The sequence below is a fragment of the Paraburkholderia sp. SG-MS1 genome (assembly GCF_012275575.1).
Lineage (GTDB): Bacteria > Pseudomonadota > Gammaproteobacteria > Burkholderiales > Burkholderiaceae > Paraburkholderia.
In genome coordinates this window covers 23606-42327 of record NZ_NPIH01000253.1, presented here as the reverse complement: position 1 = coordinate 42327, position 18722 = coordinate 23606, and the positions used below count along the sequence as shown (strand labels likewise).

The 18722-nt window shown below is 65.5% G+C and carries 11 protein-coding genes; 7 read left to right on the top strand and 4 right to left on the bottom strand.

Translation table 11 applies throughout. From position 1 onward, the window contains the following. Nucleotides 1–130: 130 nt before the first annotated feature. A complete protein-coding gene (locus tag CIC12_RS25470) occupies nt 131–493 on the top strand; it encodes an antitoxin Xre/MbcA/ParS toxin-binding domain-containing protein (RefSeq protein ID WP_168668159.1) in 363 nt (120 codons plus the stop codon). Next, on the top strand, nt 490–1191 hold the full coding sequence (locus CIC12_RS25465; protein ID WP_168668153.1) for an RES domain-containing protein: 702 nt from the start codon (nt 490–492) through the stop codon (nt 1189–1191). The genes CIC12_RS25470 and CIC12_RS25465 overlap by 4 nt, the downstream gene beginning before the upstream one ends. Before the next feature lie 46 nt (nt 1192–1237). Here the strand turns inward: CIC12_RS25465 and CIC12_RS25460 are convergent, their stop codons facing one another. The 4 genes from CIC12_RS25460 to CIC12_RS25445 form a co-directional block, all read right to left on the bottom strand. Beyond that, nucleotides 1238–1975, bottom strand: a complete 738-nt coding sequence (locus CIC12_RS25460) for a metallophosphoesterase (RefSeq protein ID WP_168668151.1) — start codon at nt 1973–1975, stop codon at nt 1238–1240. Nucleotides 1976–2121: 146 nt separating this feature from the next. Beyond that, nucleotides 2122–3582 carry a c-type cytochrome gene (locus CIC12_RS25455; RefSeq protein WP_168668149.1) on the bottom strand — a complete coding sequence of 487 codons (1461 nt, stop codon included), beginning with the start codon at nt 3580–3582 and terminating at the stop codon, nt 2122–2124. 17 nt (nt 3583–3599) lie between these two features. Beyond that, nucleotides 3600–5201: a GMC family oxidoreductase gene (locus tag CIC12_RS25450; protein WP_168668147.1), complete on the bottom strand. Its 1602-nt coding sequence runs from the start codon at nt 5199–5201 to the stop codon at nt 3600–3602. A 117-nt stretch (nt 5202–5318) separates the two neighbouring features. Further along, nucleotides 5319–5954, bottom strand: a complete 636-nt coding sequence (locus CIC12_RS25445; RefSeq protein WP_168668145.1) for a sugar dehydrogenase complex small subunit — start codon at nt 5952–5954, stop codon at nt 5319–5321. A gap of 176 nt (nt 5955–6130) precedes the next feature. Between CIC12_RS25445 and CIC12_RS25440 the strand changes: the two genes are divergently transcribed. The 5 genes from CIC12_RS25440 to glgX all read left to right on the top strand — a co-directional run bounded on the left by CIC12_RS25440 (nt 6131) and on the right by glgX (nt 18715). Continuing rightward, nucleotides 6131–6793, top strand: coding sequence for a DUF1345 domain-containing protein (locus tag CIC12_RS25440; RefSeq protein ID WP_168668143.1), 663 nt, complete (start codon nt 6131–6133; stop codon nt 6791–6793). A gap of 465 nt (nt 6794–7258) precedes the next feature. Then, a complete protein-coding gene (locus CIC12_RS25435; RefSeq protein WP_168668141.1) occupies nt 7259–10711 on the top strand; it encodes a maltotransferase domain-containing protein in 3453 nt (1150 codons plus the stop codon). Then, complete coding sequence (treS, locus tag CIC12_RS25430) at nt 10708–14175, top strand: maltose alpha-D-glucosyltransferase (protein WP_168668140.1); 3468 nt, start codon at nt 10708–10710, stop codon at nt 14173–14175. The genes CIC12_RS25435 and treS overlap by 4 nt, the downstream gene beginning before the upstream one ends. After that, nucleotides 14168–16378, top strand: a complete 2211-nt coding sequence (glgB, locus tag CIC12_RS25425) for a 1,4-alpha-glucan branching protein GlgB (protein ID WP_168668139.1) — start codon at nt 14168–14170, stop codon at nt 16376–16378. Before treS ends, glgB begins: the two co-directional genes overlap by 8 nt. Nucleotides 16379–16495: 117 nt before the next feature. Continuing rightward, entirely contained in the window at nt 16496–18715 is a 2220-nt protein-coding gene (gene glgX / locus CIC12_RS25420; RefSeq protein WP_168668138.1) for a glycogen debranching protein GlgX, read from the top strand. The last annotated feature ends 7 nt before the right edge of the window (nt 18716–18722 follow it).

Here is an 18722-nt window from a genome sequence, read left to right as displayed (position 1 = left end):
AAATCCACATTTGGACTAATATCAATATTCAGTACACGGAGGGACTTACCCCCATATGGCTCACGCTGCCCGCCTCAACTCGCCCGAAGAGCCGATTCGCCGGCCCGTTTCGGCACCCACGTTCCCGCAGATGTCGGCGGCGGGTCTGCGCGCGTTCTTCAACATCGCGCGCGACTGGGATCTGAACGCCGACGAGCAGATCGTGCTGCTCGGCTCGCCGGGCCGCTCCACCTTCTTCAAGTGGAAAGCAGCGCCCGAGACGGCGCGCCTCGGGCGCGACACGCTCGAGCGTCTGTCACTGCTGCTCGGCATCTACAAAGCGCTGCAAATCCTGCTGCCGCAACCCAGCGCCGCCGACACCTGGATCAAACGCCCCAACAGCGCGCCGCCGTTCGGCGGCCGCCGCGCGCTGGACCGTATGCTGGCGGGCAACATCAGCGATCTCGTGGCCGTGCGCCAGTATCTCGACGCGATGCGAGGCGGCTGGGCGTGACACAACCGCATTGGCAGGACCGCTGGCCACCCGCGCAGCTCGACTGGTCGCCCGCGTATCGTGTGATTCCGACGCGTTTCCCGGCCGTGAATCTGTTCGACCGGGTCGCCTCCCCAGAAGATTTCGACGCGCTCTACGCGCTCGAAGCGATGACCAACGACCGGCTGCGCACGGAAGTCGGCGAACTCGACCTCGTGCCGCGCGAAGAACGCCGTTTCGGCCCGGGCTATGGGCCGATCATGGCTGCACTGACGCATCTGAATCCGCTTGGCAGCCGCTTCTCCGACGGCACGTATGGCGTGTTCTACTGCGCCCGTTCGCGCGCCACCGCGATCGCCGAAACGCGCTATCACACGGGGAAATTTCTGGAGGCAACCGCCGAGCGGCCGATGCGCCAGCAGATGCGGCTGTACACGGTGGCGGCGCAAGGCAGCGTGGTCGATCTGCGCAACGACGCGTCGCGCGATCTCGCCGTACTGTCGCCGGACGATTATCTGGCCGGGCAGTCGCTCGGCCGCGCCGTGCGCGAGGCGGGCGCGCCGGGCATCGTGTATCCGTCGGTGCGAGACAGCAGCGGCGAGTGCCTCGCCGCGTTCCGGACCACGCTGCTGCGCGACTGCCGCCACGCGGCATATCTGGAATACAACTGGAACGGCACGAGCGTGGATATGGTGTTCGAACTCAGCCAGGTCGGCTGACTGGCCGGACGGGCCAGCGCAAAGCTGCGCGGGCAGCGCGCACGGATCAGGGCAGCGCCAGCGCGGCCGCCCCTTCGGCGCGCGCTTCCTCGACCGAAACCGACCAGCGCAGCAGCGCCTGCGGCTGCACGATCGTCAGCTTGCCGCCGGGGCCGAATGCGCCGGTGTCGATGAATACCTGCGAACCGATCTGCGTGATGTCGCGCATTGGCGTATGGCCGCAATAGGTCAGCGAGAGTCCGCGCTGCTGCAGCGGATCGGCGTTGCCTACCGCGAGGTCGCGTCCCCAAAGCAATTGCTGGCGGGTGTCTGCCGAAAAATTCCCCGCGTCGAGCTCGGCATCGGTGCCGAAAAATTCGGCGTGCAGAATGTTGAAGCGCTCCTTGCCGCTCCCCACTACGCGCACGAGCGGCAGCGGCCGCAGCTGCTCCGCGTAGTGCTGCAAACGTTCGTCGGGCAGGTTGGCCGCCCACGCGCCGCCGATTCCATACCACCACTGACGCCGCAAACGCCCGTCGGCGACAGCGCAGAGCGTGTCTTCGTGATTGCCGAGCACGGCGAAAAACCACGGCTTCTCGAGCAGCGCCAGCGCCTGTTCGGAATGTTCGCCGCGATCGACCAGATCGCCGACCGAAAAGAGCCGGTCGCGCGCCGGATCGAACGCGATGAGGCGCAGTAGATAGCGCAACGCATCGACGCAGCCGTGAAGATCGCCGACCACGAAGTCGCGGCCGCTCGCATTGGCAGCATGATGCTGAACTGGGTTGACGAGTACAGAGGACATTTGTTCATGATAATGCTGCATCCGCGAGCGCGTATGCGGGGTGCCTATCGTATCCTGGCGCCCTGGTAGGCAAAAATGACACAAATCGACGCAAAAACCGAGTGTTTCCGGGCTTCCTTACCGAAAACGCACCAATCCGGCGCAGTCTATTGCGCGCGAGGCGGCGCGCGCAGGAGTGCGATCTGCTCGGCCGTCATCGTCGACTGGGGATTGCCGAACTGCCGGGTCACGTAGTTGGCGATCGCGCCCACCTGCGCGTCCGTCAACTGGTTGCCGAAGGCGGGCATCAGGACGTCCGCATGCTTCGTCGTGCGTCTGACGCCATGCAGAATCACCTGCGCCAGATTGTCAGCACTGCTCGCGCCGACCGTCGAGTTGTGGATCAGCGACGGATACGCCCCCGGCGCGCTCGCGCCTACGCCTTGCCCCGTCCAGCTATGGCAGCTCGCGCAATGGGCGACGAAGAGCTGGGCGCCGTTCACTCCCTTTATCGCAGTGCCGCGCAGCACGCTGACGTCGTCGGCGGGATTGCCCCATTGGTGGCGCGGGCGCGCTTCGCCGCCGCTGACCGGCGGCACCGAGCGCAGGTAGATGACGATCGAGCGCAGGTCGATCCGCAACAGATACTGGGTGCTGCCGGCCACCACTTCGCCCATCGGACCGGCCGCATTCGCGCGACCCGCTGCGGCGCCGGTCGAGAGATACGCAATCAGTTCGTCATCGCGCCATTCGCCTACGCCGCTCGTGCTGTCCGGCGTGATGTTGAACGCGTGCCAGCCGGCCTGCACTGCGCCCGAAAAGCGCGCGCTCGACTTCAGCCCTTGCATGAAGTTGCGCGGCGTATGGCACGCCTCGCAATGTGCGAGGCCTTGCACCAGATACGCGCCGCGATTCCATTCGGCGCTTTGCTTCGGATCGGGAACGAAGCGGCCTTCGGTGAAATTGAACAGGTTCCAGACCACCATGAGCCAGCGTTGGTTGAACGGAAATTTCAGGCTGTTGGCCGGCGGCGCGAAATGGATCGGCGTGAGCGTGTCGAGGTAGGCGCGAATCGCCAGCACGTCCTGTTCGGTGACGCGCGTGTACTCCGCATAGGGAAACGCCGGGTACAGCCGTTCGCCGCCCTTGCCGATGCCCTCGTGCATCGCGCGCAGAAAATCGGCGTCACTCCATTGGCCGATGCCGGTGTCGGGGTCCGGCGTGATGTTCGGCGTCATGATGGTGCCGAACGGTGTGTCGATCGGCAGGCCGCCCGCGAACGGGCGCGACCGGTCCGCCGTGTGGCAGCCCGCGCAATCGCCGGCGCGCGTCAGGTAGGCGCCACGCTTGACCAGCTCATTGCCGCCCGCAACCACTGGTGTCGCCAAGGCACGGGCCGGTTGCGACGCGCCGTCGGCGCGGGCCTGCATGATCTGCAATTCGTCGGCGGCCCGCGCTTTCGGCCCGTGCGCCTCATGCCACGCGACACCCAGCGCGAACAGCGAAAACGCCGCCGCGAGCATCGCTCCATTGATGCGGCGACGCTGCGCACGCTGCGTACGCTGCGTACGCTGCGTACGCTGCGCGAGCATATAGTCCGGCGGCACGCGAGCGGTGATCTTCGTCATGACGGCTTCCGATCGGCTCAGATTTCGCGCTTGAGCTTGTCGGCCAGTTTCAGCGACAAGGCCGCGATCGTCAGCGTGCAATTCACCGACGCGGCGCTCGGCATCACACCGCTGCTGGCGATAAACAGATTCGGGTGATCATGCGTGCGGCAGTCCGCATCCACGACCGAATCCGCCGGATTGCCGCCCATGATCGTGGTGCCCATGATGTGGCTGCGGGGCGCGAGAAAATCGTCGAAGGTGATTTCGGTGCCGCCGAACAGCGCCGCGATCTGCGCATACACGTCGCGCGTGGTGGCGGCGCTCTTCTTCACATAATCGTTGATCGAGTAATAGATTTCGGGCTGTGGGATGCCGAGCGCATCCTTGTGGTCCGCCGACGGCACGACGCGATTGTGCGGCTCCGCCAGGTGCTCGTGAAAGCTGCCGATGCTCAGCGTGCGTGCCACGCGGTCGCGAATTTGCCGGTCGAGCTCCGCGCCGGTGAGGCCTTTTTTCAGCAGATCGGCGCTCACGCCGAGAGTCGGCACGCCATTCGACAGATGCAGTTTCTTCGCGGCGTACTCGGAGCGGAACGCGCCGTCGCGGAAGTTGACGATCGACGTCATTTCCATCGGGCCGCGGCCCGGCCACAGTGGTTCGTTGGCGAGAAACCTCACGCTCGTGCCCGGATGGTCCATGAGGTTGCGGCCCACCTGGTCGGCGCTGTTGCCAACGCCGCGCGAGAACTTGTCGGAGGTCGACATCAGCATCAGCTTCGGGGTTTCGATGCCGTTGGCGGCGAGCACGAACAGCTTGCCGCTCACGCGTGTGCTGTTGCCGCTCGGGTCCTTGTAGTGGACCGCCGTAACGAGCCCCTTATTGTCCGCTTCGACGCGGTACACCACCGCTTCGGGAATCAGTTTCGCGCCGGCCTGCTCGGCCTTTTCCACATGCACCACGCCGTTGTACATCGCGGCGATCGGGCAGATCGGCATGCAGTTGTTGTTGCCGCAACAAGTGGGCCGCGCATCGTACGGACGGCTGTTGCGCGCCATCGGTTCCGGCACGACCTTGAAACCCCGAGCGTTGAGCACGTCGCTAAAACGCTGATCCATGTAGGACAGCGGCAATGGGTTCATCGGATAAGGCGTCGAGCGCGGCGAGCCGAGATCGATCGCGCTGTCCGGCCCGGACACGCCCAGTTGCACCTCGGCCTGCGCATACCATGGCTCCAGCGTTTCATACGGATACGGCCAGTCGCGTCCCACGCCATACAGCTTGTGCAACTGGAAGTCCGACGGCAGCAGCCGCCACGCGGCGGCGGCCCAGTGCCAGGTCGTGCCGCCGACCAGCCGCACATACTGCGCGTCATACGGATGGTCGCCCTTCTGGATCAAATAATGATTGGCGGGCGCGTACTCGGGATGCGGTGCGTAAGGCGTCGACGGATACGGCGTCGAGAAGTCCCACTTGGCCGGCGAGTTCCGGAAGTTCTCGACGATCCGCCAGCGCGGAATGCGCGGCCCGGCTTCGAGCAGAATCACCGATGCGCCCGCGAGCGCCAGCTGATGCGCGACCAGCCCGCCTGCGACACCCGAGCCGACCACGACGATATCGGCGGATTGTGAGTTTGCCATCGCTGCCCTCTTTTGCTGGCTTATCGCTGCTGGCTTATCGCTGCTGGGTATGGCGCGTACCGGTGCCGTGTCAAACGGCTCGATCAGACGATGCGGCGCGCGCAAGAGGCATGCCGTTTAGCCGCTCAACGGCTTGCGTGTCCAGTAGAACGGCAGATCCCGGCAATAAGACGGAACAGTCAGCACGTCCTTGACGGGATCGAACATCAGCGCTTTTTCATACGCGATCACCTCCACATGCGGCAGCTCGCCGACGAGGCCCAGGTACCACGCGCGCATGATCGCGCTGACGGATTTCGCAAGCGCCGGCTGCTCGGCCTGCAACGCCTCGGTGACGATATCGGACGGCACGCCGCCATGACCTTGCAGCCACGTATTGAGCGCGGCGACATGCTGCATGAACCGGGCGTCTGATCGACCGAGCGCGCTGTACACGCGTTGCCCGAGCACGGCATCGAAGCCGGTACGGCCCGTGAGACGTCGCGACAGCGCGAGGAAGGCGTCGAGACCGCCGCCTGCGGGCGGCGCGTCGGCGAGCGCCGGGGCGATCCACGAAAACGAACGCAACGTGCGGCTCGCGCCGCCGAACGCGAGCGCCGCCGCGGCGGCGCAGGCGCCGAGCACCCCTACTCTGCGCGAGGCTGAATACGAACGGGAATACGACGGTGACGGCGAAGACAACGGCGATGACGATAACCCGGCGGGAGGCGTCGCGGGCTCGCGCGCATCGTTATCCTCAGGAACATCTGTCATGGGCGCTCCAGATGGTGAGCCGTTTTCCAACGTGCGACGCTGCCTGCCGGTTGCCTTTCAACTGAAAGCGGCATGCAAGGCCGCTGCGAAAGACTATAGCCGCGACCGACCGGTTCGACAAATGCTCGCCGGCGCGCGAGTAGAATCCGCGACACCACGCCCTTGCCCCTCACTCCATGCTCACAAAATACTATCCGCAGGTTCTTCGCAATCGGCCCAGAACGATGATCGGCCTCGTCATCGGCATCGTGGTCGCGCTGGTGGTGCCCGTCCACACGAGTTCGACGGCGCGCGCGCTGATCGGCTGGGACGCCGCGATCTGGAGCTACCTGTTGATGATCTGGGTGCACATGGCCGTCGCCGACGAACATCGGGTCCGCGAATACGCGGTACGCGATGACGAAAACGCGGGTGTCGTGCTATTCGTCATCTGTCTGGCGACTATCGCGAGTATCGCGGCGATCGTGATGGAGCTGGCGTCGGCCAAGGGAACCGCCGGGCCGGCCAGCGCATGGCACTACCTGCTGACCGGCCTCACGCTGATCGGCGCGTGGTTTCTGATTCCGACCATTTTCACGCAGCACTACGCTCGGCTCTATTACGACACCGGTGCCAAGGAAACCGCGCTGCTGTTTCCCGATCATAAGCTCGAACCGAACTACTGGGACTTTCTGTATTTCTCGTTCACCATCGCCGTGGCATCGCAGACGTCCGACGTGGTGTTGCGCTCGCGTGCGATTCGCCGCACCGCCCTCGCACAATCGGTTCTGTCGTTCTATTTCAATGTGGCGGTACTGGGCTTGTGCGTGAATATCGCCGCGGGCCTACTCGGCTCTTAGCGCCGGCTAGACGACTTTTGCAGCTTATGCGGCCCGCGCGCTCCCGCCCGCTGCCGCGAGTTCGCCTTTTGCGGTAATCGTGCGGCTTGTGCTGCTCGCTGTGTAAAACCCGCCCGGCGCCCGCCCGTTTTACACGCGGAGCGCGTGTGGGCGCGCTTTCGTCGCGTCCGTCCGTCGCGCGCTTTCCTTCCGGGCGCGCGAACACCCACCCCTCAGTCCCATCCTGCGCCGACTGGCACATCGTTTGCTCCGTCCTCCCAATAGTTCCGACCGGCCTCATGCGACCGGCGTCTGGCGTCAAAGCACCCTCGACTGGCCAGCGGCGTGACGATCTTTGCACTACATTGACCAAGTACGCGCCCTCGCTTTTGCACCGCGCGGCATCCGGCTCTGGAAGCCCAATGAGCGCTGTGATCGCATGCCACTTGCATCCACACCGCAGCAGGACGAATCTGGAAACGAGCGATGGAATCTCCAAACGGGTACGCGCCGCGGATTTACTTTTTTCATTCACTGCTGGTTGGGCCGCTCGATGCATGGCCCACACAGTTCGCTCACGCAGCCGCGCTAGGCTTCGACCACGCGCTGATCGGCAGTCTCTTCGAGCCCGGACAAGCCGGCCACGGACAGGTGGTCGCCAACCACGCCCGGCTGCATCCGGTGTTCGAAGCCGACCAGCCCGCCACCGACGCGATCCGCACGCTCGCGGACGCCGCCCGCCAGAACGGCCTGACGCTGCTGGTCGATCTCGTGATCGACCGGATGGCCGCCGATGGCGCGCTGTACGCCGAACATACCGGCTGGTTCCATCCATTCGAATCCGACGAGGCGCGGCTCGATCCGCGCCACGTGCATCGCGAGGACAACGTCGCGTATGCGAACTTCGGCGACCCGGGCAGCCGTGCCGCGCTGGTCGACTGGTGGACGCAACAGTTGCTGGCGCTCGTCGAGGCAGGCGTGGGCGGCTTCCGGTTCGATTCGCCGCATCGCGTGCCGGCGGCCGTCTGGCGGCAACTGGGCGATGCCCTGCGTGCGAAGCATCCAGACGTGCGTTTGCTCGCCGCGACGCCGGGTCTTGCGCGCGGCGATCTGCTCGGCCTCGCCGATGCGGGCTTCGACAGCGTGTTCTCGTCGGTGCGCTGGTGGGACTTCCGCTCGAGCTGGATGGTCGAGGAGCACGCGGCGCTCGCGCGCGCCGGCGGGCCGATTGCCTTCCCCGAGGCGCCATACGGCACGCGGCTTGCCGCCGAGCTGAGCGACGTCCACGACGCCGCGATCGTCGAACGGGCGTACCGGCGTGCGCTCTTCACGTCGGCGGCGCTCGGCACCGGCTGGATGATGCCGATGGGTTTCGAATACGGCATCACGGAGCCGATGTCGCAAACGCGCGGCGACGCATCGCAATTCGCGCTCGCCGTGCAAGCGAAGAAATTCGATCTCACCGAACGGGTCACGCGCGCGAACGAACTCGCGCGCACGACGAAGACCCTGCACGCCAATGGTGAATTGCGCCCGCTCAGTGGGCCCGGCGCACCCGCTGCCCTGCTGTTGCGCGGCGACCAACCGGACCTGCGCGACGCCGCCGAAGCGATCCTGATCGCCGTCAATCCCGAACTCGGCGCGCCGCTGCGTGTGGACCCGGCGCGCTTTCTCGCCGGCGTGCCGGGCAACTTCACGCGCTTCGTGCCGCTGGATTCGCCGGGACACGTCGAACCCGCCGGCTTGACGCCCTTCACGCTCGCGCCCGGCGGCGTGCGCCTGTTCCGCGCGGTAAGCGAAAAGCCGATCCGCCTCGCGCCGCCCATCGACAAGGCGAACAGCAAGCGCAGCGGCCGCAAGAGCGTGCTCGAAGCGCTCAACGCGCCGCGCGTGGCGATCGAGAGCGTGACGCCCTCGGTCGACCACGGCCGCTTTGCCGCCAAGCGCACGGTCGGCGAGCGCGCCGAAATCAGCGCCGCGGTCTTCGCCGAAGGTCACGACAAGATCGCCGCCGCCGTGGTCTGGCGCGCCGCCGACGAAACCGCCTGGCACGAAGTGCTGATGGCCCCCGCGCAGCCCGCGGGCCTCGACATCTGGAAAGCGCGGATTCCGCTCGAACGGCTGGGCCGCCACGAGTTCACGGTGATCGCGTGGCGCGACGACTTCGCGTCGCTCGTCGAGCATATCGAGAAGAAGCTGAAGGCGGGCCAGACCGTCGAGCTCGAACTCGACGAAGCCGCGCACCTGTTCGCGCTGGTGCTTGCCGAAGTGGAGACGACCGAAGGCGCGCTGAAGGAGCCACTCGAACACATCGTCAAGCTCTTCACCAAGGCCGACGCCGAGACGAAGCTCGCGCTGATTCTCGCGCCGGGCACCGCGAAGGCGATGACGGCCGCGCGCCACCGCCCGTTCCTGAGCCGCGATCCGGTGATCTACAAGATCGACGCGGACCGCACCGCCGCGCGCTTCGCGAGCTGGTACGAGATCTTCCCGCGCTCGATGAGCGACGACGAATCGCGCCACGGCACCTTCGCCGACGTGACGACGAAACTGCCGCGCATCCGCGAGATGGGTTTCGACGTGCTGTATTTCCCGCCGATCCATCCGATCGGCCTCGCGAACCGCAAAGGCCGCAACAACACGCTGACCGCGCAGCCGGGCGACGTCGGCAGTCCATATGCGATCGGCGCGGCCGAAGGCGGCCATACCGCCGTGCATCCGCAACTAGGCACGCTCGACGACTTCAAGGCGATGCTCGCCGCCGCGCACGCGCACGGCCTCGAAATCGCGCTCGACTTCGCGATCCAGTGCTCGCCGGATCACCCGTGGCTCAAGGAGCATCCGACGTGGTTCGCGTGGCGTCCGGACGGCACCTTGCGTTACGCGGAAAATCCGCCGAAAAAGTACCAGGACATCGTCAATCCCGACTTCTACGCGCACGACGCCAAGCCCGACCTGTGGCTCGCGCTGCGCGACGTGATCCTGTTCTGGATCGAAGCGGGCGTGAAGATTTTCCGCGTCGACAATCCGCACACGAAGCCGCTGCCGTTCTGGGAATGGATGATCGGCGACGTGCGCGCGCGCTATCCCGAGACGATCTTCCTCGCCGAAGCGTTCACGCGTCCGCGCATGATGAACCGGCTCGGCAAGATCGGTTTCTCGCAGTCGTACACGTACTTCACGTGGCGCGAATCGAAGCGCGACTTCATCGAGTACATGAACGAACTCACGCGCACCGATGCGCGCGATTTCTACCGGCCGAACTTCTTCGTCAATACGCCGGACATCAACCCCCGGCATCTGCAATCGCAGGGACGTTCGGGCTTTCTGATTCGCGCGGCGCTCGCGTCGACGCTGGCGGGCCTGTGGGGCGTGTATAGCGGCTTCGAGTTGTGCGAAGCCGCCGCGCTGCCAAACAGCGAGGAGTATCTCGACTCCGAGAAGTACCAGTTGCGCGCATGGGACTGGAACCGGCCCGGCAACATCACCGGCGAGATCACCGCGTTGAACCGGATTCGCCGCGCCAATCCGGCGCTGCAAACGCATCTCGGCCTGACCTTCCTGACCGCGCACAACGACCACATCCTGCTGTTCGAGAAAGCGACCGAGGCGCGCGACAACGTGATCGTCGTCGCGATCAACCTCGATGCGTTCAACGAACAGGGCGCGGACATCGAACTGTCGTGGGACACGTTCCAGCGCTGGCATCTGCACGATCACGGCGCGCTCGAAGTCACCGATCAGATGACCGGCGCGCGCTTCGAATGGCATGGCCGCTGGCAGCACGTGCAACTCGGCTCGGGCCAGCCGTTTTCAATCTGGCGCATCGCGCCGCTCGGCGGCCTGCCCGCCGAACGCCCGGATGAAGCCGACAACGACTCCGACAGCGCCCATCACGCAGACGCTGGCAACCCAACCCCAACCGAAGGTGCGACATGAAGCGTGACGACCCAGCCCAATCCACGGTGCAGGCGCCCGTCGGCACGGCCCCGGCCAATACGGCCCGGCCGCGCTCGCATCGGCGCGGCAAACCCGCGGCCCTGAGCGACGATCCGCTCTGGTACAAGGACGCGATCATCTACCAGGTGCACATCAAGTCGTTCTTCGATGGGAACAACGACGGCGTGGGCGACTTCCCCGGTTTGATCGCGAAGCTCGACTACATCGCCGAACTCGGTGTGAACGCGATCTGGCTGCTGCCGTTCTATCCATCGCCACGGCGTGACGACGGCTACGACATCGCCGATTACCGCAACGTGCATCCCGACTACGGCCAGATTTCGGACGTGAAACGCTTCATCCAGGAAGCGCACGCACGCGGCATCCGCGTGATCACCGAACTCGTGATCAACCACACGTCGGACCAGCACCCCTGGTTTCAGCGCGCGCGCCGCGCGAAGCCCGGCTCGAATCATCGCAACTACTACGTGTGGTCCGATACGGATCAGAAGTACCAGGAAACGCGGATCATCTTCATCGACTCGGAGCCGTCGAACTGGACTCATGATCCAGTCGCGGGCGCCTACTACTGGCACCGCTTTTATTCGCACCAGCCCGATCTGAACTTCGACAATCCGGCGGTCCTCAAGGAAGTGCTGCAGGTGATGCGGTTCTGGCTCGACATGGGCATCGACGGGCTGCGACTCGACGCGGTGCCGTATCTGGTCGAGCGCGAAGGCACCAACAACGAGAACCTGCCGGAAACGCACGCGGTGCTGAAGAAGATTCGCGCGACCATCGACGCCGAGTATCCGAACCGGATGCTGCTCGCCGAGGCGAACCAGTGGCCGGAAGACGTGAAAGAGTATTTCGGCGACGAAGACGAATGCCACATGGCCTTCCACTTCCCGCTGATGCCGCGCATCTACATGTCTATCGCGAGCGAGGACCGCTTCCCGATCACCGACATCATGCGGCAAACGCCGGACCTCGCCGCGTCGAACCAGTGGGCGATCTTCCTGCGCAATCACGACGAACTGACGCTGGAGATGGTCACCGATTCCGAGCGCGACTATTTGTGGAACACCTATGCGAGCGACCGGCGCGCGCGCCTGAATCTCGGCATTCGCCGCCGTCTCGCACCGTTGATGGAGCGCGACCGCCGCCGCATCGAGTTGATCAATTCGCTGCTGCTGTCGATGCCCGGCACGCCCGTGATCTACTACGGCGACGAACTCGGCATGGGCGACAACATCCACCTCGGCGACCGTGACGGCGTGCGCACGCCGATGCAGTGGTCGTCGGACCGCAACGGCGGTTTTTCGCGCGCCGATCCGGAACAACTGGTGCTGCCACCGGTGATGGGTTCGCTGTACGGCTTCGATGCGATCAACGTCGAGGCGCAAAGCCGCGATCCGCATTCGCTGCTGAACTGGACACGCCGCATGCTCGCCACGCGGCGCGCGAAGCAGACCTTCGGGCGCGGCACGATCCGTTTTCTGAAGCCGGAAAACCGCAAGATCCTCGCGTATCTGCGCGAAATACCGGGTGAACCGCCGATCCTCTGCGTGGCGAATCTGTCGCGCGCGCCGCAAGCGGTCGAACTCGATCTGTCCGAGTTCAACGGCGCGGTGCCGATCGAAATGACTGCGGACTCCGTGTTCCCCGCGATCGGCCAGCTGACCTATCTGCTGACCTTCCCGCCGTACGGCTTCCTGTGGTTCATGCTGTGTGCGGGCGGCCAGCGGCCGACGTGGGCGCAGGCACATTCGGAGCCGCTGCCGGAGTTCGTCACGATCGTGATCCGCGAAGGCCAGGCCGGCCCGACGCCGGAGAACGTGCGCCTGCTCGAATCGGAAGTGCTGCCGTCATGGCTGTCCCGGCGCCGCTGGTTCGCGTCGAAGGATCAGAAGATGCACGCAGTGCGGCTCGCCGCGTTGACCACGATTCCGAACGGAGGCTTCGCGTTCACCGAAATCGAAGTGGACGTGGGCGACCACACCGAACGCTACGTCGTGCCAATCGCGATCACGTGGGGCGGTGAAACCACCACGCCGCTTTTCATGCAACTCGCGTTGGCGCGCGTGCGGCGCGGCCGCAACGTCGGTCATCTGACGGACGCATTCGCGCTGCCGATCTTCGCGCACAACGTGATGCGCAAGCTGCGCGAACGCGCGGTGGTGCCGACCGTACAGAAGAGCGAGATCAGATTCCTGCCCACTGAACGTTTCGCCGAACTGGACAGCGTCGGCGATCGGCCGGAGATTCGCTGGCTCGCGGCCGAGCAGAGCAACAGCTCGCTGATCATCGCGGACGCCGCCGTGCTCAAGCTGGTACGCCGGCTCGTCAGCGGGATTCATCCGGAAGCGGAAATCAGCCGCTATCTGACCCAGCTCGGCTACGCCAACACCGCGCCGCTATACGGCGAAGTGGTGCGCGTCGATCCCGAGGGCGTGCCGCATACGCTCGCGATCCTGCAAGGCTTCATCGACAACCAGGGCGATGCGTGGAACTGGTCGCTCGACTATCTGCGCCGTTCGGTGGATGAGCTCGCGATCGTCGTCGACACGGAAGCGCAGACGGCGCCGGGCCGCGCCAACGAGGTGATCTTGCTCGAAGGCTACAGTGAGCTGGCCGGCATCATCGGCAGACGGCTTGGCGAACTGCACGTCGCGCTCGCCTCGCCGACCGACGACCCGGCGTTCGCGCCGGAACCGGCCGACGCCGCGCAGGTGAAGGCGTGGGTCGACGGCACGCAGGCGATGCTGGCGGCCGCGCTCGATCTGCTCGCGCCGCGCATCGAGCAGATGAGCGATCCGGACATCAAAGCGTTGGCGCAGAGTCTGATCGATCGCCGCGCCGCGCTCGTCGAAGCCGTCGATAAACTCGTGTCGGCCGACGCCGGCGCCCTGCGCATCCGCATTCACGGCGACTTCCACCTGGGCCAGGTGCTGGTCGCGCAGGGCGACGCGTATCTGATCGACTTCGAAGGCGAGCCTGCGCGTTCGCTCGAGGAGCGCCGTCAGAAGTCGAGTCCGCTGCGTGACGTAGCCGGTTTGATGCGCTCTTTGTCGTATGCGAGCGCGGCGGCGCAATCCACCACGGAAGCCGCGCCGCAGCAGACCGCGGATCGCAAGCGTGCGCTGTTCGACCGCTTCCGTGCGCATGCGACCGACGCCTTCCTCGTCCAGTACCGCGCGGCGGTCGCGGATGCCCCCACCCCGCTGGTGGCGCCCGAGGCCGAGCAGGCGCTGCTCGATCTGTTCCTGATCGAGAAAGCCGCCTACGAAATCCGCTACGAGGCGGCCAACCGTCCGGCGTGGCTCAGCTTGCCCGTACGTGGTCTTGCCGCGCTCACGAGCCGTCTGCTCGGCGATACCGGCGCACCCGTTCATCACGATCCATCCACCCAGGCGCCAGGCGCCGCCACGCCGCCTACTCCGGCCGAGGGCGATTATGAGTGAGCATGATCCGGCCGCTGGCCTCCAACCGCTCGACATCGACGCGCTCGTCGAAGCACGCCACCCCGACCCGTTCTCGCAGCTCGGGCTGCATTCGACGGATGCGGGTCCGGTCGTGCGTGCGCTGTTGCCGAATGCTGCGCACGTCACCGTCATTGCGCGTGCCGACGGTGCGATCCTCGGCGAGCTCGAACAGTTGCGACCCGGGCTATTCGCGGGGCGCGTCACGTCGGCGGCGCCGTACCGCTTGCGGATCGACTGGCACGGCGTGGTGCAGGAAGTCGAGGACACCTATTCGTTCGGCCCGGTGCTCGGCGACGAGCCGCTGGGCCGCCTCGCCCACGGCGACCCGTACGCGGTACTCGAATGCCTCGGCGCGCGGCCGATGGAAGTGGACGGCGTGCCCGGCGTGCGCTTCGCCGTGTGGGCGCCGAATGCGCGGCGCGTGTCGGTGGTCGGCGACTTCAACGCGTGGGACGGACGCCGTCATCCGATGCGCTTGCGTCATCAGGCGGGCGTGTGGGAGCTGTTCGTGCCGCGTGTCGGCCCGGGCACGCGCTACAAATACGAACTGCTCTCGCGCGACGGCCATCCGCTGCCGCTGAAGGCCGATCCGTGTGCCATGCAGACGGAGAAGCCGCCAGGCACGGCGTCGGTGGTCGCGCATGTCGACGAGGTCGAGCAGTTTCCGTGGACCGATCACGCGTGGATTCAGTCGCGCGCCGAAAAGCAGACCGCGCGCGCGCCGGTCTCGATCTACGAGGTGCACGCGGAATCGTGGCTGCGTATCGCCGAAGAAGGTCAGCGCGGCCTCGATTGGGACGAACTCGCGGAGCGGCTGCTTCCCTACGTGAAAAGCATGGGCTTTACGCATGTGGAGTTCATGCCGATCGCGGAACATCCGTTTGGCGGCTCGTGGGGTTATCAGCCGCTCGGCCAGTTCGCGCCGTCCGCGCGCTTCGGCAAGCCCGAGCAGTTCGCGCGCTTCGTCGACCGCGCGCACGAAGCCGGACTCGGGGTGATTCTCGACTGGGTGCCCGCGCACTTTCCGAACGACGCGCATGGACTGATCGACTTCGACGGCACGCCGCTCTATGAGCACGCCGATCCGCGCGAAGGCTATCACCAGGACTGGAACACGATGATCTACAACCTCGGCCGCAACGAGGTCAGCGCGTTCCTGATCGCGTCGGGCCTCGCGTGGTTAAAGCGCTATCACGTCGACGGCCTGCGCGTGGATGCAGTGGCGTCGATGCTGTATCGCGACTATTCGCGTGCGGCCGGCGAGTGGGTGCCGAACATTTACGGCGGCCGCGAGAACCTCGAGTCGATTGCGTTTCTCAAGCGTCTCAATCACGAAGTCGGCTACGTGCCCGGCGTGCCCGGCGCGATCACGATCGCCGAGGAATCGACCGCGTGGCCGGGCGTGACGGCGCGGGTCGAAGACGGCGGTCTCGGCTTCCAGTTCAAGTGGAACATGGGCTGGATGCACGACACGCTGCACTACATGCACGAAGACCCGGTCTATCGCCAATACCATCACCACAACATGACGTTCGGGATGGTGTACGCGTATTCGGAGCGCTTTGTGCTGCCGCTGTCGCACGACGAAGTGGTGCACGGCAAAGGCTCGCTGCTCGGCAAGATGCCCGGCGACAGGTGGCAGAAGTTCGCCAACCTGCGCGCGTACTTCGGCTTCATGTGGACGCATCCGGGCAAGAAGCTGCTGTTCATGGGCGGCGAGTTCGGCCAGTTGGCGGAGTTCGATCATGACACGTCGCCGCATTGGCATCTGCTCGACGATCCGCATCACCACGGCGTGCAGTTGCTGGTGCGCGATCTGAACCACCTGTACCGCACCGAGCCCGCGCTGCATCTGCTGGACAGCGAGCCGGGCGGCTTCGGCTGGCTGATCGGCGACGACAGCGGCAACAGCGTATTCGCCTACCGGCGCACCGACGGCGCGGGCCAGGAGCTCGTGGTGGTGTGCAACATGACTCCCGTGCCGCGCGTCGGCTATCGCCTCGGCATGCCGCGCGAGGGACGTTGGGCGGAAGTGCTGAACACAGATGCCGGCGTATACGGCGGCTCGAACACGGGCAACGGCGGGCTGATTCATACCGACGCGATCGCCAGCCACGGCTGGCCCCATTCCGCGTCGCTCGTCCTGCCGCCGCTCGCGACGATCGTGTTGCGCGCGGAGTGATCGACCTGCCGTAAGCGGGCGCGCGGCGTGCGTGGGTGCTGCACCCGCTTGCGCCGCGCGCCCGTTGCATGAAGACCCAGGCTGGCGTTCATAAATCAGAACAGAGAAAGGGGAATCATGTCGCATGCAATGCCCGACCGGCTTCTGCCCGGCTCGCCGTATCCGCTCGGCGCGAGTTGGGATGGCCTCGGCGTCAACTTTGCAGTGTTCTCGGCGAATGCGCAAAAAATCGAGCTCTGCCTGTTCGACCCCACCGGCCGCAAGGAAATCCGTCGTTTCACCCTGCCCGAATGCACCGACGAGGTCTGGCACGGCTATCTGCCGAATGCGCATCCCGGCACCGCTTACGGCTTTCGTGCGCATGGACCGTATCAGCCGCACCATGGACATCGCTTCAACCCGCACAAGCTGCTGCTCGATCCGTATGCGCGCAAACTGGTCGGGCAGTTTCGCTGGTCGGATGCGCTGTTCAGTTATCGCGTGCACTCGAATCGCGCCGACCTTTCCATCGACCGGCGCGATTCGGCGCCGGCCATGCCGAAATGCGTCGTGATCGACGAGGCGTTCGACTGGTCGCACGACAAGCGACCGAACGTGCCGTGGGGCGAAACCATCATCTACGAAACGCACGTGCGCGGCGCGTCGATGCTGCGCGCCGATTTGCGTCAGCACGAACGCGGCACGTTCGCGGCGCTGGCGTCGCCGGAATTTATCGAGCATCTGCTGAAGCTCGGCGTGACCGCGGTCGAACTGCTGCCGGTCCACGCGTTTCTCAACGATCGCTTCCTCGTGGAGCGCGGACTGCGTAACTACTGGGGTTACAACAGCGCCGCGTTCTTCGCGCCGGAGCCGTCGTATCTGAGCACGCACCGGCTCGACGAAATGCGCATTGCCGTGCGTCAATTGCACGCGGCCGGCATCGAGGTGATTCTCGACGTGGTCTACAACCATACCTGCGAAGGCAACGAGATGGGCCCGACCGTATCGTGGCGCGGCCTCGACAATGCCAGCTACTACCGCCTGATTCCCGGCGACGAGCGCCACCATATCAACGACACCGGTTGCGGCAACACGATGAACCTGCCGCATCCGCGCGTGCTGCAGATGGTGATGGACTCGCTGCGCTACTGGTCGACGGCATTCAATATCGACGGCTTCCGCTTTGATCTCGGCGTGACGCTCGGGCGCGAGCAGCACGGCTTCGATCCCGGCTCGGGATTTTTCGACGCGTTGCGCCAGGACCCGATCCTGTCGCAGCGCAAGCTGATTTCCGAGCCGTGGGACATCGGCCCCGGCGGCTATCAGCTCGGCAACCATCCGCCGGGCTTCGGCGAATGGAACGATCGTTTTCGCGACACCGTGCGCCGTTTCTGGCGCGGCGACGCTGGCTTGCGCCCCGATCTCGCCGCGCGTCTGACCGGTTCGGCCGACCTCTTCAACCGGCGCTTCAGGAAGCCGTGGGCGTCGATCAACTTCGTCACGTCGCACGACGGCTTCACGCTGGCGGATGTGACCGCCTACGAGCAGAAGCACAACGAAGCGAATCGCGAAGACAACAACGATGGCCACAACGAGAATTGCAGCCGCAACTGGGGCGCGGAGGGGCCGACCGACGACCCCGCGATTCTCGACATGCGCAAACGCGTGGCGCGCTCGCTGATCGCCACGTTGCTGATGGCGCTCGGCACGCCGATGGTGCTGGCCGGCGACGAATCGCTGCGCACGCAGAACGGCAACAACAATGCGTACTGCCAGGATAACGAAATATCATGGCTCGACTGGGAACGCGCGGCGTCGGCAGACGGCCGCCAGATGACCGACTTCGTCGCGCGCGTGATCGCGCTGCGCAAGCATCATCCGCTGCTACGCGAAACGCGGTTTCTGTTCGGCGACCGCGAAGTGTTGCCGGGCCTGTTCGATGTCGGCTGGTTCGACGAGCACGGCGATCCGCTTACCATCGAAGCGTGGCAGGACCCCGAAGGCCGTGCGTTCACGTTACGTCGCGCGGGACCAGGTTTGAATGGCGAAACCGAAGTATTGTTGATGATGCTCAACGCGCACGAGGAAACACTGCGGTTTCAGCCGCCCGCTCCTCATCTGGAATGGCACGTGCTGCTAGATACTGCCGAGCCTGACAGTGCGCCGCATCGGCTGGCGGCGACCGAGGTCGAGGTGGCCGCGCACGGGCTCGTGATGCTGGCGGCGCAACCGGTCGGCGAGGCGGATTGGCAGGCTGGCTGGAAAGCCGGGGCGCTACATGGGCCGCGGCTCCTGACGGCATTGCCGCCCGATCCGGGTGCGCATGCGCCCAGCAGCGACACGTCGCCGAGCACGTGATGCCGGC